Origin of the sequence: Chania multitudinisentens RB-25 (assembly GCF_000520015.2) — a bacterium.
GTDB classification, from domain to species: Bacteria; Pseudomonadota; Gammaproteobacteria; order Enterobacterales; family Enterobacteriaceae; genus Chania; species Chania multitudinisentens.
In genome coordinates this window covers 304885-328117 of record NZ_CP007044.2, presented here as the reverse complement: position 1 = coordinate 328117, position 23233 = coordinate 304885, and the positions used below count along the sequence as shown (strand labels likewise).

The following is a 23233-nucleotide window of genomic DNA, read 5'->3' as shown; positions in this document are numbered from 1 at the left end:
ATCATGAAAAAAACACTCATCCTCAGTCTCCTGACCGCTTTGGCGGCCCTGAACAGCGTTGCAACCGCCCAGATTGCCGCCAACCCGCCTGTCACCACCACCCATGAATACGATGCCGAAGGGCAGGTCACACGCCAGATTAATGGCCTCAACCAGTCAGACCGCTACCAGTGGGACCGGCTCGGCAACCTCACCACCCAGACCGATGGCGCAAACGCTGCCACCCTGATCACCCGTGACCGTCGGGGAAATCCGATAAGCATCACCGCACCGAATGGGGCGTCCACAACTTACGTCTACGACGGATTCGATCGGATACTGTCTGAAACCAGCCCCGATCGCGGCACCACCACCTATACCTACACCCCTGGCGGCAAACTGCTCACCCGGCTGGATTCACGCGGCTACAAAACCGATTACACCTATGATGCTGGAGGGCGTCTGGCAGAAGAGACCTGGCGTCGTCCCAATGGATTACTCCATAACCAGATCCTGTATGGCTGGGACAAGCCGCTTAATGCAGAGAATACCGTCACGTATGGACTGGGTCGCCTGGTTCAGATCAACACCTTCCGCAATGAAGCCCCTTTCTGGGGACGCAGCGCAATTATCTACGACTACTTTCCTGACGGACAAATCCAGCGCCAGCGCGTCAGCCTCGATGCCAACCGGATCGTCAAAAACTTCACCACCGAATGGCAGCAAAACCCCGCCACCGGACAGACCACCGGACTCACGTATCCTTCCGGTGCGGTGCTCCAGTACACCTACAACGCTCACGGCAAACTCACCGATCTCATCTGGGACAGGGTACCCGTTGCCGCCAACATCGAATATGAACCTTTCGGGCCACCCAACGCCTGGACCCTTGCCAACGGCATTGACAGCATCCGCGCCACCAACACCGCAGGACAGATTGTTGCCTATACCCTTGGCAATGATACGGTCGAACTCATCCATGATGGGGCAGGGCGCATTACCACCCTCAAGGATAACCGTGCGACACGACTCCATAACTACGATGCCGCAGGCCGTCTGACGGGCTACACCACACCCGCCACAACACTGACCTACACCTATGACGCCAACGGCAACCGTACCGGGCAGACCCTGAACGGCATCTACACCCCGTACACCTATGCCCCGAACACCAACCGCCTGACCCACATTGACGCCCAGCAGCTCACCTGGAATGCCGCTGGCAACCTCATCAGTGACGGACAGTTTCAATACACCTATGACGGCACAGGCCGCCTGCAGAAAGTCATGCCGGGCAACATCCAGTATGAACACAACGGACTCGGGCAACGCTATTACAAGCGTAATGCCAGCACGGCACGCTACTTCAACTATGACCTTGGTGGACGACTGATCGGGGAATACAACGCCACCACCGGCGCACCGATTGCCGAATACGCCTGGCTGGGTAATACCCCGGTTGCCATGAAAGTCTACAACGGTGCAACAAGCCAGCTCTACGTCATCGAGACCGATCATCAGGGCACGCCCAGAAGGGTCAGCGACACCAGCAACAGAGTACGATGGACCTGGGGCTACGGGCCATTTGGCGACACTCCGCCAAATACCAACCCGGAAGGACTGGGAGAGTTTGAGTTCAACCTTAGATTCCCAGGGCAGTATTACGACGCAGAAACCGATCTCTTTTACAACTACTTCCGGGATTATGATCCACGCAGAGGGCGGTATATCCAGTCTGATCCGATTGGGCTTCAGGGTGGGATGAATACGTATGCCTACGTAAGTGGGAACCCGCTTTCGTATACTGACCCAACCGGACAGGCTATACCTGTCGCTGTTGCGGCTTGCGCAGCCAATCCTGCCTGTGCCAGCTTGGCTATCGTAACAGCCGGCGTTTTAGTTAATGCGATAAACAACACCATTGATGCGCTTAAACCGCCGTCATGGGGAGATACTATTATTCCCGGAAACACTGAATCCGATGGGGGGCCGATGTCTACCCCTGAACCGGTTGATATGGCGAAGGGAGGAAAACAAAATAAAGACAATGAATGGTCGCGTGAGGCAAGATTAGAGCCAGATCCCTGTGCTTGGTTAAGGCAACAATATGATGCAGCCAAGAATTCAGTTATCCGTGAAAAAATAAAGACAGCACAAAAAGCTCTTGGGTGCCGTAAAAATTCAACGACTAATGAGGATTGCTCATGACATGGTTTGCCGCACATATCATCATTGGAATGAAGCCCCAAAATGCGACCGGACAGCCCATCTCCGTGTATGAAAATGTCATTTTAATTGAGGCACCCTCTTCACATGAAGCTCATTCTGCTGCTACGAAAATAGGTCAAGCTCAGGCTGAGTTGGATGATAATCTAACAATTGATGGTATCCCTGCAAAAAGAATTTTTGCAGGGATAAGAAAAATAATATCGATTAGTAACCCATACCCATTGAACCAAGATGAAGATCAACCTATAAGTGGTACGGAAATAACTTATTCAGAATTTGAAGTTGAAAACGATCAAGCCCTTTATCAGTTAGCCTCTGGGGAAGAAATATACATAAATTACATTGAGTAATAACCTAAGGTCTGTTCAGACATATCATTTTATCTGCTACTTTGGTAGATAAAGGCTTACTGACTACTTGTGAGCTATGAATTTAAGTTCTTGCAGACTCTACCGCCCCAAATACACCGCCGTAATCTGCGTCCGCCCATGGCCCAGCTCTGAACTGATCGCCTGACGCGCCAGCCGGTCAATCGTCTTCTGTTCCCGTGTCAGCGCTTTGGATGAGTGCCCACCCACCACCGGAGCCTTCCACCCCGTCAGCACTTCATAGCGCTGCTGGGCATACAAATGCCGCAACCCATGCATACGATTCAGCCCCAGCGACTGGCACTGCCCGTCATACTTATCGCGCTGCTGGATATAGCTTTTATGCGCCGGGATCAGCGACCCCTTACCCGCCAACTGGTGCGCCTCATTCAGTGTCTGGCGCTGTTCCTGAGTCGTCAGCGGAATCGTCCTGGGCCGTCCTCCCTTCGTCCATGACCCTTTCAACTGAATAAAGTCACCCCGGTCTGCATACCCCGGCTGAAACTTGATCGACTCCTCCCGCCGCAGCCCGAATGCCTGCTGCAGCTTCAGACTCATCTGAACATGTGGGTCAGTGACTTTTGCCAGTGTTTCACCGGGGTGAACGGCTTTATTCTGGTTGGTCACATACTGGCGCTGTGGGATCCCCAGTTGCGCATTATCCTTTGGCAGTAATCCCGCCTTCCCGATCTTCTCCGCCCACCATCGCAGATAGGAGAGCCGGTTCTTGATTGTCCCAATCGACAGCCCTTCCGCCTGCCAGCGCTGCAACAGTGCCTCAACATGTTTCCCCTTCAAGGAAGAGGCTTTCATCTGTCTAAATCCCGCCGCTTTTAACTGGCGAGCCAACAGCGTCAGCCCCCGTAACCGGTCCCCCTGTGTCCCATACCCCCCGTCGCGGTTGCGCAGACACAACTGGCGCAGCGTAAACGTCAAATCATCCATCTTCTACACTCCTGTATCGCTTCTTTGAATTCCGTCTTAAATCGTTCTGAGCAAACCACTGGTAAGTGTGAATGCCAGCCTGCCGGAGCAGGATCCCCGAAGGGCAAGGGCCAGGCCTCAGAAAAGCCTATTGCCTCAAATAAGGCGTTCTACCGGGCCGCCTGTGGGCAACCACTCGGTAGAAGAACAACAAAGACCAGAACAAAGACAAGAACGCGGATCGCGGGGATAAGTACCTCCTGAGTAAATGATTGGATGAATAAACAATTCGATGAATGACTACAACGATAAAAGCGATAAAAACCAAAAAACGCAGACACACGACAACCGCACCAGAACGCATGCGGCAACGACGACAGAACGGGAAGAAAGACCGGCACGGATGGCACCAGAGGTATAACGCATGGCGTAACCCACCGCCAAAGATAAAAAGGCTCCACCCCATGGTTAGGGGCGACACGTCTTGAAGGAGCCGGGACGTGTCCTGGGCATGGACCACCGCAGGGTACGGCCTTCACAGCGGGGAATGCTGCAAAGAGGCGCTTTACGGTCCTGCGCCATTGATTCCGGTGATGACCCACCGGCAGGTTAGTACGGTTATCAGTCTGCCATACCATCATCACGCACACAACACCCAATAGGTTCGTGTGCAAGTCCGTATTGTTGCTACAGGTGTAAGGGCTGTCACTGCGGGGGGCAGTGACAGCCCTTAATGGTCGTGGGTACGATTGCAGCAGCAAAGAACGGTTGATTCAGTCTGTTTCAGCATTCGGCTGGAAGGGTTGGCGCAATCTTTCGGTTGATCGATAGTCTGGCGCAGCGTAAGGTATTGCCTTACGGTCTGGTGTTTGTTTTACTTATCTTTTTGCCGCAGGAGGTCAGCTATGCCAATGCACAATCCCCCGCATCCGGGCGAGGCGCTGCGTCTCGATGTGCTGCCTGCACTCGGGCTGAGCATTACCGCACTGGCGGCACATCTGAGCTATTCACGGGGGCAGTTGTCGACGGTGCTGAATGGTCGGGCGGTGATCAGCGCGGATCTGGCGGTGCGGCTGGAATTGGCGGGGCTGGGGCAGGCACGCCAGTATCTGGCGGAGCAGGGGGCATACGATCTGTGGCAGGCCAGACAGCGCGAACATCCGTCAATTACGCGACTCATTTAAATCGCATAAACAATCCTCATCTTTCCATTGAATTCTCCCGAAGACTTTCCTAGAATCCGGGACATAAAAAGACCAATCCTTGCGCCAGAAAAAATAATTCATAACACCCTGGCGACCGCCCTTGCACTACCTTTTCCCGTTTTACCACCAGTCGAATTGATCTGTACCGACCCCCCCGGCAAGGAAGGGCCTTTCGGGGAAAAAAACTAAAGGACAAGACTGACATGGCAAACAACATCTACGTGACCATCACCGGCAAAAAACAGGGACTGATTTCCGCCGGATGCTGCACCCTCGACTCCATCGGCAACAAATACCAGAGCGGACACAAAGACCAGACCTTTGTCCTCCAGTTTGATCACGCCATCAGCCGCAGCCAGCACACCAGCCATCACCCGGTCAAATTCTGCAAACCCATCGACAAATCCTCCCCACTTCTTGGCATCGCCATCACCAATAACGAAGAACTCGAACTCCTGTTTGACTTCTACCGCACCAGCCAGACCGGCACACAGGAAAAATACTACTCCATCAAACTCACCGGTGCGACCCTGACCAACATCACCGTATCCTACCCGCATGCCCTGACCCACGCGGACAACCAGCCCGAAGAAATGCTCTCCGTTGGCTACAAAAGCATCGACTGGAAACACCACATCGCTGGAACCGGCGGCTACAGCATCTGGGACGAGCGCGTGTACTAAGAGGAGGGAAGTCAATGCGAAATACCATCGTTGCCCGAAACCAGTTCTGTGACATCACCCGGATCAAATTCAGAAAATGGGACGAGATTGACGTGATGTACTGGAAACTGACCCGAAACAACCCGGAGCGCAAAAGCGGAGAATACTACTCAAACACCTACAAAGATGCCTATGTCCAGTACAACAGACAACTCATCATCGAATCGGCCAACGCCTTCGGCATACCGCCTGAACTGCTGGGCGGTGTTGCCTGGATTGAAGTGGGGGGTAAACCGGAAGAATACAAACCCCTGACCATGAACTGGCGCGAACAGTTCAGCTTCATGAAAAATGTCACCCCGGCAGACCATACCTCCGTCGGCTCCGTTGCCATGCAAATCCGAGTTGCTGCCAGAACGCTCGGACTCGATCCAGGCACACTGACCACACGCGACCAGCTAGAACTCGCCACCTGTCTGCTGGAAGACGGATTCAACCTGCGCCTGGTTGCACAACACCTCAGAGACATGATCCTCTACGACCATCCGGATGCCGCCACCCTTCACCTGACAGAAATACAGTACAAAATGGCCGGGATACGCTACAACCGGGGCATAGAAAGAAAACTCAGCGACTTTGTTCGTTTCATTCATATGAAGCCGCTACGCGGTTCCGATGAATTCGACTACATCTCCTACGGTGAGCGCCTGCTGTCCATTCGCCCCCACATCAAAAGACTGCTGGAAATAAACTGGTGAAAATAGATCGAAAAAGACTGGTCGAAATCCTTTCCCTCGGGGGATACTTCATCCTCGTTTATGCGTGCATGCAGGTCTTTAACATTGGTGAGTATGACTGGATGCGGGAACCCGGCGACAGCGTGTGCAGCATTCCCCGAGACCCGGACGACACGCGGGACATCACCGCGCCGTTGTTCCTTTTTTTCCTGGGAACCCCACTTCTGATTGCCCTGATCCGGGACATTATCTTCAGAGATCTCTTCAAGGCGATCCTCTACGGCTTCGGGCTGACTGTGGTCATTATCTACTGGTGGTGGTCGTTCTGGGGGCAGTACAGTGCGTGTGCTGCCTTCCCATGAAAACCCTGACGCGGCCTGTGGCCTTGTCGGCTGCCCGTCTGCAACTCACCTTGACGGGTGACTCACAGCCGGGCAGCTCAGGTCACAGTAGATGCATAGTGGTAGTGTGTGTCACACGAAGAGATGTGACTAATTTTCATTTATGTTCGATTGATTAGTAATCAATCTGACTGTTTTGCCTAACTCAAATTTATTTTTCAATATGGCCTAAGTGCAAATCAGATAGATAATAATGGCACCATCGCTGTTTGTCAGTAAGTTGTGTTTTATATCTTATGTTTGGCAGTAAACTCTGTATAACTGGAAAACGAGCGGTGTCCTTTAGATGCATTAAATTTTGCAATTCGTGTCTGACTAATTCGCTGTTGTAAGTAACTCGATACTTCATTAAATTTATCTATAGATAAAAGGCTCCATTGTGCTCCGTAGTTGGTTGTAATAGTTCTTGAAATTGCGCCATAGCTAAATTTTGTTTTCCGCGTCTTATCGGCACCAGCAAACTCATTATAACGAGCAATCAAATACTGAATGTATCTACTTGCTTCTTGCTCAGCACCGATCGTCCCTGGTGGTGCATTAACTTTCACCGTCTTTTTGGTTGTTTTAACTGTAACAGTTTGTGCTACAACTGCCCCAGGACTATCTATTACAATATTTCCACTATTATTGCTTATCTCTATACGTCGCAAATCATTAATAAGTATTTTTGCGTAAAAACCATCCGTCGCCTGTTCAGGGCGTCCTACCATTCTTTCGCGAATCACCTTAATTTCCTGTAATGCCTCTACAGAATATACATCTGGTTGAGAATCTACGATCTTATGATGGTGTCGACAAAGTAGCACAAGATTTTCAAAGCTGTGCCGTTCGTCCTCTGTTTGATTCTTGTCAAATCGTGGCCCTCTCTCACTTTGCGCTCGAATGTGACAAATTTCGCCAGTAATAACGCCTGCACTCTCAACAATGGGTAACTGGCACCCAGGAAATGCGCAGGTATTCCCAGACATAGCAAATAATCGCTTGATGGTTTTTTCAGATGGTCCTGCCAAGTTAGCCTCCTTTCACCAAGGTAGTATCATTTGCCCGGACATGAGCAACGAGAGATTGAGCGATTACTTCACCTAACCGCACAGGAACAGCATTTCCAATAAGACGTCCCATTTTATTAAATCTGATAGGAGTATCAGGGGGGGCGAATTTGTACGTTGCTGGAAATGTTTGCAGCATAGCAGCCTCCCGAAGCGATATTGCACGATCTTGTTCTGGATGTCCAAAACGACCATTACCGTAACCAAAACATTGTGTAGTAATGGTTGGACCAGGACTATCCCATTCCATACGGCCATAAACACTTGGGTATGTTGCACCAGTTGCCCTCTGGTGACAGGCAGCCTGCAATTCAGACGGCCAATCTCGCCACGTTCCGCCTGGGCGAGAAGCTCTAATTCTAGACAGATTTAATTCACTGAGTGAAGGAGCCATATGTAACTTATCGCTAGGATGTGCTTCACCAGCCTGAATAGCTGGCAATTCACCTATTACCTGTCGAACTGTAATTGTCTGTGTTGTCTCCCTCACTAATTTTAATGCTTTACCACCCAGCCTTGATGCTAGTAATACAAGCCGCTTTCGTGTCTGAGGCACTCCTATTGATGTACATTCAATAATAGCCCACCATTTTTTATAACCTGACAAACTCTTCAGAAATTGCTCAAAAACTTGGTGTTCAGCAAGCTGTGGTACATTTTCCATAGTAACGAGGTCAGGTTTTAGTTTTTTAACTAAATCCCCGAAAGCAGACACTAAAGGCCATTGCGACTCATACTCACTATTTCGTCTGCTCCGGCTGTAAGTAGAAAATGGTTGGCATGGCGCACAGCCAGCTAAAAGTGTGATATCTGCATCAGCAAAGTAAGGTTTAATCTCCTCTGCGGTTAAATTTGCCACGTCACGCTCTATAAAGGTTGCAGCATTATTAGCTTCGAAGGGATATTTGCAACTTGGATCAACATCGAATCCTGCGGTGATATCAATACCTCCACGTACTAAACCATGCGTAAGCCCTCCAACACCACAGAACAAATCCACACCTACGATTTTTGGAGTATGTTTGTAAGACATGCCTGATTTATTAGTCATGCAGGTCTCCGGTCTGGATGCAGGTATTCGAAACCTTCGATATACGCATTAAAACAAGCCACAACTTCATGCAGATAGGCGACTGTTTTTTCCTTTAGCTCAAGTAAGCGCGCTACTGTCACATCTTCAGCGCATTGTGCAAATGAAATGGAACCATGTGCAAGTCGATTCCGTAGTTGCTTCACAAGCGAAAGTGGTCCCAAATCATCCTGGAATCGACGTTTGATGTCACTGTAAACAGACTGACTTACGACTAACTCAAAACCTAAACGTTTACTTATCGCTTCGATAGCTTGATCATCCCAATTACCCCCCCCGCCTTTTTCAATATTAAATTCTGCTACAGGCAATGAAGCAACCAAGTGATCACAAAGAAGAAATGCATTATGTAATCGATTATCCGCATTCAAATCTTCATGGGTACGGGCTATCGTTCGAACCCACTCACGTCGAAGTGATTCACTTAGATCGCTAGGTTTCCAGCGATTACCTTCCTTAGCTGCCTCAGTAACCGCCTCAATACAACGCGTCATAGTAGATTCAACCAAGTTGTATAACTGCAGATATACACTTGAGTAAAGAATTCGCTGCTGTTGAGCACTGATAGGGTGCTCTACTCCATCAAGTCGTGGAGGACCATGTTGGGCTCGTAGTTCCATATCGGAAAGAAAAGCTAGATAAGCATCTACTTCAGCGAGTCTCTCTTGGAAGCCTTGGATAAGCACATTCATATTACATACCCAATAGCTTATCGCGTACAAACCCTGTACGTTCTCTAAGGCGAGCAATTGCATTCGCACCGTCTGAACCTGTAACACGAATGAAATCTGCACTTATGAGCCAAGGTAGGACATCCGTGATAGGTTCATTGACAAGAGTTGGGCGTTCATTTAAAGCTAGGCGAGAGCCAATAGCAATAGCCTCAAAGCGCGCTCTTGGGGTCGCTTTACCCTTCTCTTTGCGTCTGAATCCATACGGAAATACACGTTCAATAAAATTTACTGTTTCTATGAACTGTGTTCGATATTGATCGAGTAAAGCAGGTTCATCTACAAGACGAATGTTCATTTTTTTTACATAATTAAAAATGAACTCTGAAGGGCGATCTCTGTATCCTTCGAGGCCATCACTGTATGCGAAGAACCGTGCGACAAGCTCCTCACGTTCACGTTCGTCCAATTCTTTTTTGGAAACAGGGGCAAGGGATTCAAATGTTGGTATAACGGCTAACTCTACAATAAGGTCCATAAACGGCCCTGCGAGTGCCCCACGACGTACTTCAGCTTTATTCGCGATTTTGCTACCGGTGTTAATTCTTTCGAACATATCAAAACGTGCTTGTTCGTCAGCATGTTCGTTTAGGACAATGCCACGGATTGATCGATTGTTAATCTTACGTTGCCTAGATTCTGGTAAATCCAAGAATGTGAAACCTGACAGTGCCGTTAAACCATCTAGTTCACCAAGACATAGGTCTCCCAGCACGAACTCCTCAATCGAACGAAGACGTTGAGACCCGTCCACAATCTCCAACTTTCCATCTGGCATTTCCCAGAAGAACAGGAATGGGATTGGTAGCCCCAGCACTAAGGATTCAATGAAGCGTGACTTTCGTTCTGGCTCCCATGTGTAAGCACGTTGATACGATGGAACAACAAATTCTCCTTTCCGCATTTTACTTGCGAGGAGTTCTACTGAATACTCGGTCAGATAAAACTCTATTCGTTTCGACAAAGTAACGATCTGTTCTTCTGCCGAAGCAATTTCGTTTTCACTCTTGGGAGGGCGTTCTTTCAAAGTTTTCATAATTTTTATCTGATTTTTTTATGACGCTGCAACTGTACCGTAGATTGCCTCAATGCCATACCCAGTTTGACTAATCTCCTTACAGCTTCTGGCCGCGTTGGAAGATCGTCCTGCGTTTTGCGCCATGAGTCAATTGCATCAAGTAAAGGAGCTTGAAACCTTGTTCCTACAAGAGTACCTGTAGTTGATGCTCGTCGTTTTGGTTGTGTTTCATTCATAGCATTAAATTCTGATAACAAGTTTTCACGTTAACATGATACTACGATAGGCTTGAACAAAATGCACTTGGAACACCTCTGTTGTGGTGTTAAATCCCCAGATTACATATGAGAACCGTTAGCGGTTATTTGAACATACAGAACAAGCTGTAAGATTTAGTGCTCCCAAAGGAAAGCGAAAAGCAGCACTCAGGATTTATTGCTGATAAAATGATCAAAATAAGCTAGGCGGCATAGTGTAAAGACCAAAAAATGCGCACTCGAACGCCGCAAAACACAAAACCACTTGCATACGCCACCAGACCAGTCCACAATCCAGTCCGCACCCACAAGTGCAGAAACGAGAAAGCAACCGTTATCAACCGGTTAGCGAACAGATTGACGTCTCGTTTCCCGCTCCAATTCTTCTTCCAGTGCGTGCCTTTGAGCACCACAACTCACTGAAATAAAAGCGTAAATTTGCTTGGTGGCTTCCATGCAGCGACATGGAGAAATCCCCCAATCCGGTACAAATAAGTCCATTACGTTTGCTCAGTAAGTCCATCGGACACTTTTCCTCATTAGCAGGCTGCACGGGCTTTTCGCTCCTGTTTCTCTGTTTCCTGTTCCTCGTCACCTCGACCTACAACCGGAACAAACAATGAGGAACCTGCAATGGTTCACCTGACTGACTTAACCATTCGCCGTGCCAAAGCCGCCCATAAACCCTACACCTTCAAAGGCGGGGATGGCCTGTATCTCAACATCAACCCCAGCGGCCCACCCTCCATAATCGCTTTTGGCCGGGTCTGGACAGATATCGCCTTATACGCCAGGCGTCGGGTTGGCCCACTGGGCGATAAAATTGCCGATTCTTTCCGTGATACGGCTCTCGACCGTACGCAGGCGCAGAATGGGAATGCTACTTTTCGCTAGGATGCCATTCTTTAAGGCGTCCCGCACCGCCTGGTCGGGCCGGTCGTGAGAGCCGCCATCGACCTCAATCACTCCCACCGGGATTTTGCCTACCTTGAAATAGATCACGAAATCGCAACTGGCGCGCGCCATGAAGGCCCGTTCGCGGTCTGTCCAATCCGGGTTACTCGGTGATGCGATCTGATCCAGCTTGATCTGTGCGTGATACATCAACGACTGGCACTCCGGAGCGGACAGCGCCTCGCGCAGCAGTTGCGCCACTATCTGTTCGGACTTGTAGCGTGAATCTTCACGCCGCAAGCGGGCGTCCAAGCGCGCCAGAGATAGGTCAAACTCTCGATACAGCAAGTCAAATGCCGATACTACGGGAGCACGCACGATCTGCTCCTCCTGCGCGTAGTAAGTAACATAGCGCATCAGGGCTGCGATGTGGCCGTTGTTGCCAGTGAACACGTCGTCGCCCGTCACCAGGGTGAAACGGTGCTTGGCCCGCGACACCGCTACGTTGATCATGCGTGGGTCATCGACGAAATCCAGGCGTGTATGCTCTTGGTTGTAGCGCTTCTTGTCCAAGACGGTGGAGAAAACGATCTCGTCGCACTCTCGGCCCTGGAACTTGTGCACGGTGTCCCTGACGAAATCCGCTGGCAGATGCTTGCCGGAAAGGTTGACCTGTGCCCGAAACGGTGCAATGAAACCGCGACCGTCGTCGTCCAGCGCGACCGGTTCGCCCTCGTCGTCGAGTAGTTTGAGCAAAGAGTCCAACTCTCGCAGGTTGGTGTTCTGGCGGGTATGGTTGCCTTTGGCGGTCACTACCAGGCGCAGTGGAGCTTCGCCCTTGTCCTCCGTCATGGGCACCAGCGCGTTGTCGTAGTACTGCTGGTTGCAAAATTGGATGATTCTGGGATGGCAGCGGTAATGTTCTTTCAGCAAAGTTCTCGGCAGCGCATCCTTGAACACACTGATGCACGAATCAAGCAGGCTGTAGCGCTCGCAATCGTAGGCCTCGGTGGGTGCCTGCAGGCCCAGTGCTACGGGAATGTGCGCTAACTGGCGGTTGTCACCGACGACGATCAGATTCCTCGCGCAACCCAGCGCTAAAATGCCCGGCACGATGTCCTGCTGCGAGGCCTCGTCGATGATCACGTAGTCGAGGATAGCTCCCGGCGCAATCGAATTGACGATGGAGTGCGTGCCGCTGCCTAGGATGGGAAAGCGCTGAACGAAGGCGTCGAACTGTTGACGATACGTCTTGGCATCGAAGCTGTTCGACGGCGGTGCTTGGCGTTGTAACTGCTGCTTCAGATGACGCATCGATGCCGTTTTCAATTCATCTAGCAAGGCTGTGAAATTTCCGCGTGCCAGTGATTCGCGGCACGCCTGCAACTCTACTTCCGTGTCTTGCAACGCCTTGTTGTAATAGTGCATCTGCAGGGCGTAAAAGATAGAAAGGCGCGCATCGCCTTGGCCGAATGGCTTGGTGCGGAAAATCCTGAAGTTGAACAGCAGCTCGATGCGATCCTTGAGGCGGATGCGCTGTTCACCTAGATAGGCCAGGTAGGCCATCAGGTCCGCGGTTTTGCGTGGAGACAGTCCGTACCTGTCCAGCGAATTGTCAGCCTGTATGCCGCTGTCGGTCTGCCACTGCTGCAAATAGCGCCGCTCGATGGTTAGCTCATTGAGCTCGACCTGCAGTTGCGCTGCCCGATTGTGGTCGTGCAAGTGCTGCCTCAAGCGGGCTAGCAAGGCTTGAATCTCGTCCAGCGTTGGAGCTGGGTTGGGCTCGCTCGATGGCCAAGGCGGCAGGTCCGCGAAGAAGTCCTTGCGGTTGTCCTGGTTGCCTAGTTTGGCTATCAGGTGGCCCAGGCCGCATTTCTCCAGTTTCTCGTAGACGTTCTCCACCGCCGCATTATTGTTGGACAGCACTGCCACTGTCTGCCCACGCAGCAGGATATTGGCGAGGATGTTGAGGATGGTCTGGGTCTTGCCAGTTCCCGGCGGGCCCTCGATCACGCTAACCTGCGCGAGGAAGGCTTGCTCGACTGCGGCGAACTGGCTCTCGTTTAGCCCGAACGGATAGATCAGTCCCTGGCCCGGCGTCAGGGTGCCGTTACGCCCCGTACAATAGGCCTGCAAGGCGGTGTCGGCGCTGGGGGGCAGTTTCTCCAACTGGCGCACGACATTGGCGGCGATCTCACGGTCAGTCTTCGACTTGGCGTGCTCTTGTCGGGTATTCGCTACGGCCGAGAAATAGTGAAAGACTGGCGCGCCCTTCATCGCTGTCGGCGCGGCAAAACCGATGCTGTCCATTTTGTAAACATAGGGCTTGTTGGCGTCCGGATAGTGCACGACGGCATATCGCTCGCCGTAGATCGTAGCTTTGGCAATGGGCGTGACGATAGTGCTACCGGGTTTGGTCAGCAACATTTCACCCAACTCGCGGGTGGGTGAAACACAACAGTCGCTGAGCGGGCGCGTGTAAGTTTTCTTGGAGGGGTAGTAGCAGGTCAGTTGCAGGGCTTCGTACTTGTCGCTCCAGTAAATCGTCCAGCCACTGATCTTCGCGGTCTTGTCCTCACCGCCCATCTGGATCGAAACCATACACTCCTTATTTGTATACGTACGGCATTCAGCTGTGCCTCACGGCGAACATCGGATGTCATTAATTCTCTAATAATGATCATCTTGCCATCATTGCGTGTAGGACCGATAGCCGGTTTATGCAGTTGGTCATCTGCCAGTCTTTCGGCGCTTGTTTGAAGACAGAATGCTGTTCGACTTTACGCTGAAAAGGAGACGGATTTGTTTTCCATTCTATATGTCCGCTGGCACACAACAGTCTGTCAAATTCGATCGAATACAGAGTAACAGGAGTACCAGATCAAGCACAAATCAGTACAACTAAAAAATATTTCAGTCCATAGCATTCCACTAACAACTACACCGCCAGAACCCCCTTGCGGCCTGTTGAACCAAGCCCATCGGTGAGGCTGTTGCAGGATCAGTCTGCCAAAGCATCATCATGCAGACGACAAACAATCGGATTTTGCGCTTACCCCTATTCTTGCGCAGGGCACCGTGGCGGGAGAGATATCGGGCGCCAGAAGCTGACCGTAATCTCATTCTTCTACATCGGCTTTTCCGCCCTGAAGATGATCATTGATCAATCGGTATATCCAGAACGCTTCGTCAGTGCGCATTCGTTCACTAAACTGTTTGGGCGGTAGTCCTGTGATGCGCTTTATTTCCCGCCCCATATGGGATTGATCGCTGTATCCCGTGTCCGTAGCGGCCGAGGCCAATGATCTGGCTTCGCCATATCCAATCTTGGAACGCGCAAAGGCTTCTTCAACGCGGCGAAAATTTGCAAGTCGCGCTGGCTCTGCCCTGCATGATCTTTGATCCGCCGCTGAATTTGCCGCAACCCTGCGCCAGCTTTGGGGAGCGCAGTCCGTGGCGGTAGTGAGGCGATCCAGGCACGCAGATCGGCGGTACTAGCATCTGCAACAGGCGAACTTGACCACTGTGGGCGCAATGCCGATTCGATTTGCTGAAATGACGGCTCATCACCTGTGCCAATCCGTGCCAGCGCATCAAAGGTGGCATCGGGCACCAGCCCTTCGAGTGGCACGACCCTATCCATGTAGTCCTCGGCGCGGATGCTCCACAGACGTGACAACGCATCGGGATAGATGCTGACCCAAAGAGCATGTACGGCACCAGGCGCCCAACTTGCCGCGGGCTTGCGGAAGGGGCCAATGAGTCCGAGACGTGGCGATGAAGCGGCAAGTCGGCGTACCTCTTTGCCTGGTGAGCCTTCCACAATGCGTAGATCCCCTTCAAGTACCCATGAAATCAGGGGCAAGGGGGATGCGGGATAGAAGCTGTATCGCTGTTCGTCGCTCAGTTGCAACCCACGCGTATCGCGCTCCACGGCCATGTGGATGCAACCTGCCAGCGCAGGGGATGGCAGGTACAGGCGCGCAGGGATAGGCGTCAGCATGGTGTGTCGTCTCCGTTCTATACAGTCTGCCAGACATTATCGAAACTGGATGCCTATCCAATTAAGGACAGTGGGGGTTTCAAAGAATGCTGAACGAGCCAAAAATTATTACATTATCACTGAGCGTTGCAGCGGCATTGACTGCCGTTGCCGCAGCCCTCCATTTCTCCTGCATCTTTATTGGAGCCCCGGCGTTTCGCTTTCTCGGTGCTGGTGAGGTGATAGCTAAAATGGCTGAGCGTGGTCATTGGTATCCATCATTCATCGCGTTCGTCATCGGCATAGTTCTCACATCGTGGGCGGCCTATGCGTTGTCTGGCGCAGGAGTCACGCCCAGATTGCCGCTGACCCCATACGCCCTGTTTGCCATTGCCCTCATCTTTCTGTTCCGGGCAGTGGGTTTTCCGTTACTCAAGTCTGCATTCCCGGAAAACTCTCAAACATTCTGGTTCGTCACCTCGGGTATCTGTCTCGTCATCGGGTTGGCTTTCCTGATTGGAGCCATCGGCCTGTGGCGCGATTCATAAAGCAAACCTTGCTCTTTCCCCATAGCCAGCAACCAGAGTGGTGGGCTGACGGGTACAAACAGGTGCTGATATCAGATGGAATTATGCCATATGGGATACTTTCCTGTCGTAGCTGAAGAATTACACTATTAAGAATGGGCATAGTTGTTTCAAGCGCAGGTTGAACAACTTCCACTGTGTTCTGAGATATGTACGGGATACATGTTGATGCAAATCGAGGCAATGGGGGGAACGGAAAGGAAAATCCGATCGCATGAATTGAAATGACAGTCGCATGTTGTCAAAACATGGACTGTCAGTTTGGATCAGGCTTTCTTCTTCAGTGGCATGTAGATATCGAAGGGTTGCGCCGGATGCCAGTTTGCTGGGTACAATTCGAAGCAGGAAGCCTGTTCGTCGTAGGTGTACTCGCTCTGGCTGTTCGGCCAGACTTCGTAAAGGTATGTGTAGCCTTCATCGATTTTTTCCAACTCTGAGACAGTGCATTTTGCGTATTGTCCTGGTGGTAGACTGATGTTGCTCATCCCTGCGGGAACAGAGATGGAAGCTGGGGTTTCAACGACGGCCCAGTAGTCAAAATCTTCAGCGTTGAGCATGACTGAAACGCCATAACATGGCGGCCAGTTGCTGTGATCGGTAAGCAACTCGCCCATGCGCGGGGCGAAGTTTTGCCACAAGGTCATGCAATCCTGTTTCGCTTTATGCATGGTGGTACGAACTTTCATGCCGCTTAGATGTTTTGCTGGACATTCGATGATTGCAATCTGATATTGGCTCATAGAGATTTCCTTTTATAGCTTCTTACTTTATTGATAAAAATCGAGTGTGAAGCAATGTTGCCAGAGGTCAGCCAGCATACTGGGCAACCCAACCGAATCGATCTGGGTGCAGTGTCGAGCATCTGGATAAAATGGACTCGACTTTTTTTGCGCTTTTGCTTGATCGTTCTGAGACGGTCATGTGACAGGATTGCAAGCATGGACACACCGTCTTACCGGGAACGCCTGAACCGGGTGCTGAGGTACATTGAAAACCATCTGGACGACAGTCCCGATCTGGAGGCCCTCAGTGCCGTTGCCTGCTTTTCGCCGTATCATTTTCATCGTATTTTCAGCGCCATGGTGGGCGAAAGTGTGGCGGCCTATGTACGTCGCCTGCGTTTGGAGCGCGCCGCGATGCAGCTTTCACTGTCAGATGTAACAATCACACAAGTAGCGCTGGCGGCGGGGTATGACAGTCTGGACGCGTTTTCGCGGGCTTTTCGGGCGCAGTTTAAGGTGTTGCCATCGGCATATCGGCGCAACGATGGTCCATTGGAGCAAGCACGTCGCTACAGCATCGGTCAGCCGCTGTTTTACCACTTGGCACCGGATGTGCCGCCGATTGATGTGCAGATCCGGTCGTTTGCACCGATGTGGGTTGCGACCCTTCGTTATACCGGTCCCTACGACGACTGTTATCCTGCCTGGGAAACGCTGATGGCGGCCATGCAGACGCAGGGGTTGCTGACGGTGGATACCTTCGCCTGTGCTGTCAGCCATGACAACCCGGACATTACCCCCGTCGATAAATGCCGTATGGAAGTGTGCCTGTCGCTGCCGCCGGGAATGACGGCAAACACACTGGCGGTACGCAACCTGTTGCAGGATAAGCGGATATATCTGCGCGTCATCGGCAGCAATTCGGATTACGCGGTGATCGAGGTCAATGGCCCGTACTCGCTTCTGCACCCGGCGTATCGTTCGCTGTATTGGCAATGGTTGCCGCAAAGCGGACGCGAACCGGATGACGATCCCGGTTTTGAGGTCTATTACAACTCGCCGCAAAGCACTGAGCCACAGGATTTACGCACAGGGATTTTTATTCCGTTGCTGATGGGGTGAAATACCCAACCCTTTCGTGGGCAATCCTATTCCGTTTGGGTCAGAAACGGGAAAATGTATTCGATAGTGTGGATAGTGTTCTCTGGTGTTCCAGGTACATAGAGCTACAATGTTCCTTCAGTCCTCTAGTGGTATCATGTTAACGTGAAAACTTGGCAACCAAATCATGAGTGACAAACAACCGAAGCAACGGGCCTCCACTACCGGGATACTTACACACAGCGCTAAGGGAGTGTTAGAGATTCTGTGTCATTCCAGTAAGATACAATCAAAAAGGAATGACACATGTCCCAACCCTTCGATTTTGACAAAGCGCTTAAGGCACTCCAGTCCGGTCAGGCATTAACCGGTAAGGATGGTGTTTTAACTCCGCTAATCAAACAGTTAACTGAGGCTGCTCTGGCCGCTGAGCTCAACTCTCATCTGGCTCTGGATGTTGAAGCCAACCGTAAGAACGGTTCCGGTAAAAAGACGATTAAAGCCCCGACCGGCAGCTTCGAACTGGCGACTCCGCGTGATCGTAATGGCTCTTTTGAGCCTCAGTTAGTGAAAAAGCACCAGACCACGCTGTCCGATGAAATTGAACGCAAGATCATCCGCCTGTTTGCGCTGGGGATGAGCTATCAGGACATCAGCCGAGAAATTGAAGATTTATATGCTTTCAGTGTCTCTACCGCCACCATCAGCGCTGTTACGGATAAAGTCATCCCCGAATTAAAACAGTGGCAGCAGCGCCCGCTGGAGAAGGTTTATCCTTTCGTCTGGCTGGATGCTATTCACTATAAAATCCGCGAGGATGGCCGTTACCAGAGCAAAGCCGTTTACACTGTGTTGGCGCTGAATCTGGAAGGCAAAAAAGAAATTCTGGGCCTGTATCTGTCGGAAAGCGAAGGTGCAAACTTCTGGTTAACCGTATTAAGCGACCTGCAAAACCGTGGCGTTGAAGATATTCTGATCGCCTGTGTGGATGGATTGACCGGCTTCCCAGAAGCAATAAACAGTATTTATCCGCAGACGGAAGTTCAACTCTGCATTATTCATCAGATACGTAACTCGATTAAATATGTGGCGTCGAAGCACCATAAAGCCTTTATGACTGACCTGAAGCCAGTGTATCGTGCGGTGTCAAAAGAGGCGGCGGAAACGGCGCTGGATGAGTTGGAGGCAAAATGGGGCCAGCAGTATCCGGTGGTGCTCCAGTCGTGGCGTCGCAAGTGGGGAAACCTGTCAGCGTACTTCCGCTATCCGGCGACTATCCGTAAGGTCATTTACACCACGAATGCCATCGAATCGGTACACCGTCAGTTCAGGAAGCTGACCAAAACCAAAGGTGCTTTCCCCAATGAAAACAGTCTTCTGAAGCTACTTTATCTGGGTCTGATGAATGCACAGGAAAAATGGACAATGCCCATTCAGAGCTGGAATTTGACATTGTCGCAGTTAGCCATTTATTTTGAAGGGCGGCTGAATAATGTGATGACGCTGTAGAATTTTTAACGTGACACAGAATTCTGAACACTCTCAGCGCTAACCCTTGGCCTGCCTCAACTGCGCGTATTGACAAGAAATCATCTTCAAAAGCTGTCCCTCGTTCAGCATGTGGATCTTCGGCAACATCGTGTGCAGCAAGCCATAGCGGCCAATCGGCACGAACTGCATCATGCAGCAAGGGATAGTTCAGGCAATCTTCAGGCTCTCTTAACATAAAGTCAGTGTCAATGAGGCTGGGGCACGCGACGGGGATTAATGTAACCCTGGGTAAATCCCCAAACCATGTCGTAGCGCTATTTCAGCTCTCCCACGGTGTATATCTACAATGTCTGATGTTGCTTCAATGCGCACTTTAATATTTGGGTGTTGCTGAGTAAATTTTCCCAAACGTGGCACTAACCATGATGCTGCAAAAGTAGCAACAGTGCTGACAGAGAGGGTTTGCCGTTCCCTAATGTCGCATAAAGTCTGTGTTGCTCGTTCAATTTGCTCAAATGCCTGAAGTAATGTGGGATATCTGTGATTGTGGAACTCAGATTGCTCGGATCTAATGTTTAATCAGTGCTTCCAGACGTTTGCGCTGCTCTGGTGTAGTAGATGGCGCGCTCAGTCGACTGATAAGGGCAATACGCCAATCATCGTCTCGGTTGGGCCAGCTTTCGATCAGGCAGGTCATTGCTTCAACATCACCGGCATTGGCATAGTCCTGTATCTGTTGCATGAACGATGATGCAGGCTTGACGGTAAGTTCTTCCTGTAACGACTCGACCGATGGCATGAGTGGGGAAACGGTTGAAGAAGAGGGGGGAGCTGGCCGTGAATTCGAGACAGCCCCTGGACGGAACGGATCGCGGCCTTCGTGCATGAAAAGGCGCATGGCGTCTCCGTCGATCATAAAGCATCGATCTTCTTCATCCTCTTCGGGTTCGAAGAGCTCGGGTGACAGGCGCTCCCACTCTTGTTCCTCACTTTCACCGTTCCATACGGTTGAGTGACAGCATCCTTCCGCATACATATCATGGTCGCTGGAAATGAAAGCTCTACCATAGACATCGCCATCGATCCGTAAGCTGCCGTCGTTATATTCACCATAGACGATGTTACGAACATGCAGGTTACCCAGGACGCGCATGTGGCTGTCCTTGTGGCCGAAACTCCAGGCGCGAACGTCGCCGCTGACCAAAATGATTTCCGGAAAAGTGTATGTAAGTTGGCTGAACACGCCGTCTACTTCGACATCACCATCTACGATGAGGCCAGCGTGGAGGCCGAATTCAGCGATGCTTTCTACATCGAAATGATCATGCCAGTGGAGTCCGTTGCGAAACAGAGCTATCCGCCAGACTCCACCCCGGTAATTATCGCTGCCGTTGATTGAGAAGAAGGGTTTGAATAGCGGATGTGTTTCGGGTGCGTTACTGAAAAGCTCGTCGGCGACGCTGCCCTCAATGATTGCCACAGAAGGTGTGCATTGAGTATAGCCACGCTCATGCCATTTACCGAGCAGGCGCTGGTATTGCTCGGAGGCGTGGCCGGGCTTGGAAAACGATGTATGGAGCACCATGCAGGGGTGACCAATGGCTCCGAAACGAACGCGAAGCCGGTTCTCACTGGTTTGAAGCTCAATAAATTCGTCAGCGGTCGGAGAGCTGAGGTAAACAGTAAGAGTGGCTTCGATTTTCTGAGTCATACAGGCGTAGTTATCCTATTCTGTCGCTGGCAGTAAGATATAGATAGAAAGGGGCTATAGTAGCCATAATATGTATCAAACGGTATCGACCCGCGCACATACCGCATGTCCCAATCCACACCTTCACAACCGAACAAGGTGGCTTACCCTCAAACAGGCCATGACCTACTGACGCACCCAGTTGCAGTAGTGCTGCCAGGATGCAGGCAATATGCCTTTCTTCAAGCACTCATTTCCAGCAGATGGGACAATGTGTTGAAGTTCCTTGTAGTAGCAATCACCTTGAGTCTTCGTTCAAAAAAATTGTTGTTAAATTTCGAATCACTGTGCTTGGTGGCATAGAGCGTATAGATTGTATCGTTGATAATTGTCACCATGTCTGGTGCAAAGATAATGCCTTTTAACTCCTCGACTAATGACTTCGTTGGAGAAGATTCCAGCATCGAAAAATAAGTACGTGCCGCGTCTTCAAGACAGAATGGATTGCCTGCCAGAATGTTCTTTATTTGCTCATGTGTACGGGCAATGACTGAAATATCCGCACCAATTTCTTGGGTAATAATGTCATGAACCTGCTTTTGTATCGTACAAGGGTCATCATTATTGGATTGCAGAACAACATTCCCGCTCTGAATGTAAGTTCTGACATTGATAAAACCCGCCGCGTCAAGCGCTTTACGCAATTCGACCATTGGCACCTTGTTTCTGCCAGTAGGCATCACACCGCGAAGTAAAAGGACAAATGTCTGCATAGACTCAGTTCTCATTTAATCTTGTTATTCCTGCATTATCTCCTATCCAGTCCTCGCAGCCGTTAATGTTTTTATACAAGCGCTGGCGCTGACCTCAATGGATCTGGGCCATGGCGATGGAAGAGGGCGGTATGTGAAGCAGGTATACGGGGGTATAAACAAATTGGCGTAACCCCTTCAAGAAAACCCAACAACCGTATTTCAAGCCCATGGGAGACAGATCACACTCCCTGAAAAAACAGCTGGAAACATTACAATCATGCCACATGAAAACCCTATTCTATTCCCTGACTGGATCTTAACAAAAATAAGGATATACAACATGGCATGGGTTTATCGCCAAAATACAGGTGAGCTGTACCATAACGGGAGACTGGTTACGCGTGGCTACAGCGGAAAAGGGCAGCATAAAAACAATCCGGCCTCTCAGTCGGTACGTGGATTGGGGCCGATACCACGCGGTCAGTATACGATAGGTTCATACACCAGCTCCAAAGGGCCGATGACCATCATACTGGAACCCTCCAGAGCAAATCACATGTATGGCAGGGATGCGTTCAGAATCCACGGAGACAGCCTGCGAGATCCGGGCAACGCCTCAGAAGGCTGTATCATCCTTGGCCCGAATGTGCGTCGGGACATTATCAACTCCACTGACCGTGAACTGGTGGTCGAATAATGAAAAAACTGCTTATCCTTACCCTCTTAGCGATACCCGGCATCAGCGCCGCTACCTCAAAAGCACTGGATTACTGCGCCACCGTCGAATCGTGGGCCGCACAAAAAGTCATTCAGCAGCTTGTTCAAACACATAAAGACCTCGACCCAAAAAACGCAACCGCATCATTACTGGTTAGAACAGCCATAAAAGAGCAGGAAAAACCGGTTACGCTGGGCGAATGGGGGCCGCTATACACACAAACGATAAAAATCCAGCTCCCGTTTATAGACAATAAAAAGCTCCCTATGACCGTTATAGCCTCCTCCATTATCTCAGCGGAAGAATGCTCCTTGTCGGAACCGTCCTATATAGACATGGGAATATAATAAATCGGAACTATTCTGAGCGCTCAGAAAACAGGAAAAACAGCAGTTCATAACCCATATGAATATCGCTGTCTGCCATACTGAGTGCTCAGATAACCGGGAGAGCCGATCTAATAATATATATCCCTTTAAATGCCATCGTATTAACAAAAATACATAATCCATTCCTGCCTGTACCCGCTCGCCAGCAATAACCGCTTACTTCTAATCTGTTCCACCCATGACCTGCGTGACCCCTATGGAGGCAACATCAACAACAAACTGTTAGCGACCTACCTGCAAACCCGCAAAGGAAA

Annotated in this window: 22 protein-coding genes; 11 read left to right on the top strand and 11 right to left on the bottom strand. The window is 50.6% G+C overall.

The genetic code is table 11. From position 1 onward, the window contains the following. The first annotated feature begins 3 nt into the window (after positions 1-3). Together Z042_RS01360 and Z042_RS01355 are read left to right on the top strand one after the other, a co-directional pair. Complete coding sequence (locus Z042_RS01360; RefSeq protein WP_024914311.1) at positions 4-2187, top strand: RHS repeat-associated core domain-containing protein; 2184 nt, start codon at positions 4-6, stop codon at positions 2185-2187. Continuing rightward, positions 2184-2558 (top strand): hypothetical protein, encoded by a 375-nt coding sequence (locus Z042_RS01355; protein ID WP_024914312.1) that lies wholly within the window; start codon positions 2184-2186, stop codon positions 2556-2558. Before Z042_RS01360 ends, Z042_RS01355 begins: the two co-directional genes overlap by 4 nt. A 99-nt stretch (positions 2559-2657) precedes the next feature. Here the strand turns inward: Z042_RS01355 and Z042_RS01350 are convergent, their stop codons facing one another. Continuing rightward, positions 2658-3521 carry a phage integrase N-terminal domain-containing protein gene (locus tag Z042_RS01350; RefSeq protein ID WP_024914313.1) on the bottom strand — a complete coding sequence of 288 codons (864 nt, stop codon included), beginning with the start codon at positions 3519-3521 and terminating at the stop codon, positions 2658-2660. An 884-nt stretch (positions 3522-4405) separates the two neighbouring features. Between Z042_RS01350 and Z042_RS01345 the strand changes: the two genes are divergently transcribed. From Z042_RS01345 to Z042_RS01330, 4 genes are all read left to right on the top strand, one after another. Next, positions 4406-4684, top strand: coding sequence for a HigA family addiction module antitoxin (locus Z042_RS01345; protein ID WP_024914314.1), 279 nt, complete (start codon positions 4406-4408; stop codon positions 4682-4684). A 224-nt stretch (positions 4685-4908) separates the two neighbouring features. Beyond that, complete coding sequence (locus tag Z042_RS01340) at positions 4909-5388, top strand: Hcp family type VI secretion system effector (RefSeq protein WP_024914315.1); 480 nt, start codon at positions 4909-4911, stop codon at positions 5386-5388. Positions 5389-5402: 14 nt separating this feature from the next. Further along, entirely contained in the window at positions 5403-6125 is a 723-nt protein-coding gene (locus Z042_RS01335) for a hypothetical protein (protein ID WP_024914316.1), read from the top strand. Further along, positions 6122-6466, top strand: a complete 345-nt coding sequence (locus Z042_RS01330) for a DUF2645 family protein (RefSeq protein ID WP_024914317.1) — start codon at positions 6122-6124, stop codon at positions 6464-6466. The genes Z042_RS01335 and Z042_RS01330 overlap by 4 nt, the downstream gene beginning before the upstream one ends. Before the next feature lie 266 nt (positions 6467-6732). On the opposite strand, the gene Z042_RS01325 is transcribed toward Z042_RS01330, so the two are convergent. The 6 genes from Z042_RS01325 to Z042_RS26785 form a co-directional block, all read right to left on the bottom strand. After that, positions 6733-7515 carry an HNH endonuclease gene (locus tag Z042_RS01325; protein WP_024914318.1) on the bottom strand — a complete coding sequence of 261 codons (783 nt, stop codon included), beginning with the start codon at positions 7513-7515 and terminating at the stop codon, positions 6733-6735. Between the two features lies 1 nt (position 7516). After that, a complete protein-coding gene (locus Z042_RS01320) occupies positions 7517-8605 on the bottom strand; it encodes a DNA cytosine methyltransferase (RefSeq protein ID WP_024914319.1) in 1089 nt (362 codons plus the stop codon). Beyond that, positions 8602-9336, bottom strand: a complete 735-nt coding sequence (locus Z042_RS01315; protein ID WP_024914320.1) for an MAE_28990/MAE_18760 family HEPN-like nuclease — start codon at positions 9334-9336, stop codon at positions 8602-8604. Before Z042_RS01315 ends, Z042_RS01320 begins: the two co-directional genes overlap by 4 nt. Before the next feature lies 1 nt (position 9337). Further along, positions 9338-10411, bottom strand: a complete 1074-nt coding sequence (locus Z042_RS01310; RefSeq protein WP_024914321.1) for a DUF262 domain-containing protein — start codon at positions 10409-10411, stop codon at positions 9338-9340. A 1022-nt stretch (positions 10412-11433) separates the two neighbouring features. Further along, positions 11434-14145: an AAA domain-containing protein gene (locus Z042_RS01305; RefSeq protein WP_024914322.1), complete on the bottom strand. Its 2712-nt coding sequence runs from the start codon at positions 14143-14145 to the stop codon at positions 11434-11436. 518 nt (positions 14146-14663) lie between these two features. Next, positions 14664-15020, bottom strand: a complete 357-nt coding sequence (locus Z042_RS26785; protein ID WP_154667028.1) for a helix-turn-helix domain-containing protein — start codon at positions 15018-15020, stop codon at positions 14664-14666. Positions 15021-15633: 613 nt separating this feature from the next. Here Z042_RS26785 and Z042_RS01295 point away from each other — a divergent pair. Beyond that, complete coding sequence (locus tag Z042_RS01295) at positions 15634-16074, top strand: hypothetical protein (RefSeq protein WP_037407555.1); 441 nt, start codon at positions 15634-15636, stop codon at positions 16072-16074. 305 nt (positions 16075-16379) lie between these two features. Here the strand turns inward: Z042_RS01295 and Z042_RS01290 are convergent, their stop codons facing one another. Further along, the gene (locus Z042_RS01290) at positions 16380-16853 is read right to left on the bottom strand and encodes a GyrI-like domain-containing protein (protein WP_024914324.1); all 474 of its coding nucleotides are present in this window, start codon (positions 16851-16853) and stop codon (positions 16380-16382) included. Positions 16854-17051: 198 nt separating this feature from the next. Between Z042_RS01290 and Z042_RS01285 the strand changes: the two genes are divergently transcribed. Next, positions 17052-17957 carry an AraC family transcriptional regulator gene (locus Z042_RS01285; protein ID WP_024914325.1) on the top strand — a complete coding sequence of 302 codons (906 nt, stop codon included), beginning with the start codon at positions 17052-17054 and terminating at the stop codon, positions 17955-17957. Positions 17958-18242: 285 nt separating this feature from the next. Continuing rightward, positions 18243-19445, top strand: coding sequence for an IS256 family transposase (locus Z042_RS01280; RefSeq protein WP_024914516.1), 1203 nt, complete (start codon positions 18243-18245; stop codon positions 19443-19445). Positions 19446-19700: 255 nt separating this feature from the next. Here Z042_RS01280 and Z042_RS26780 read toward each other — a convergent pair whose 3' ends face one another. From Z042_RS26780 to Z042_RS01270, 3 genes are all read right to left on the bottom strand, one after another. Further along, positions 19701-19844: a type 2 periplasmic-binding domain-containing protein gene (locus Z042_RS26780; RefSeq protein WP_417903514.1), complete on the bottom strand. Its 144-nt coding sequence runs from the start codon at positions 19842-19844 to the stop codon at positions 19701-19703. A 151-nt stretch (positions 19845-19995) separates the two neighbouring features. Further along, positions 19996-21138: a hypothetical protein gene (locus Z042_RS01275; RefSeq protein ID WP_024912387.1), complete on the bottom strand. Its 1143-nt coding sequence runs from the start codon at positions 21136-21138 to the stop codon at positions 19996-19998. 221 nt (positions 21139-21359) lie between these two features. Beyond that, positions 21360-21890: a DUF1697 domain-containing protein gene (locus Z042_RS01270; protein WP_024912388.1), complete on the bottom strand. Its 531-nt coding sequence runs from the start codon at positions 21888-21890 to the stop codon at positions 21360-21362. Between the two features lie 322 nt (positions 21891-22212). Here Z042_RS01270 and Z042_RS01265 point away from each other — a divergent pair, with 322 nt between their 5' ends. Together Z042_RS01265 and Z042_RS01260 are read left to right on the top strand one after the other, a co-directional pair. Continuing rightward, complete coding sequence (locus tag Z042_RS01265; RefSeq protein ID WP_024912389.1) at positions 22213-22569, top strand: DUF2778 domain-containing protein; 357 nt, start codon at positions 22213-22215, stop codon at positions 22567-22569. Beyond that, positions 22569-22937: a hypothetical protein gene (locus tag Z042_RS01260; RefSeq protein ID WP_024912390.1), complete on the top strand. Its 369-nt coding sequence runs from the start codon at positions 22569-22571 to the stop codon at positions 22935-22937. The genes Z042_RS01265 and Z042_RS01260 overlap by 1 nt, the downstream gene beginning before the upstream one ends. Positions 22938-23233 lie beyond the last annotated feature (296 nt).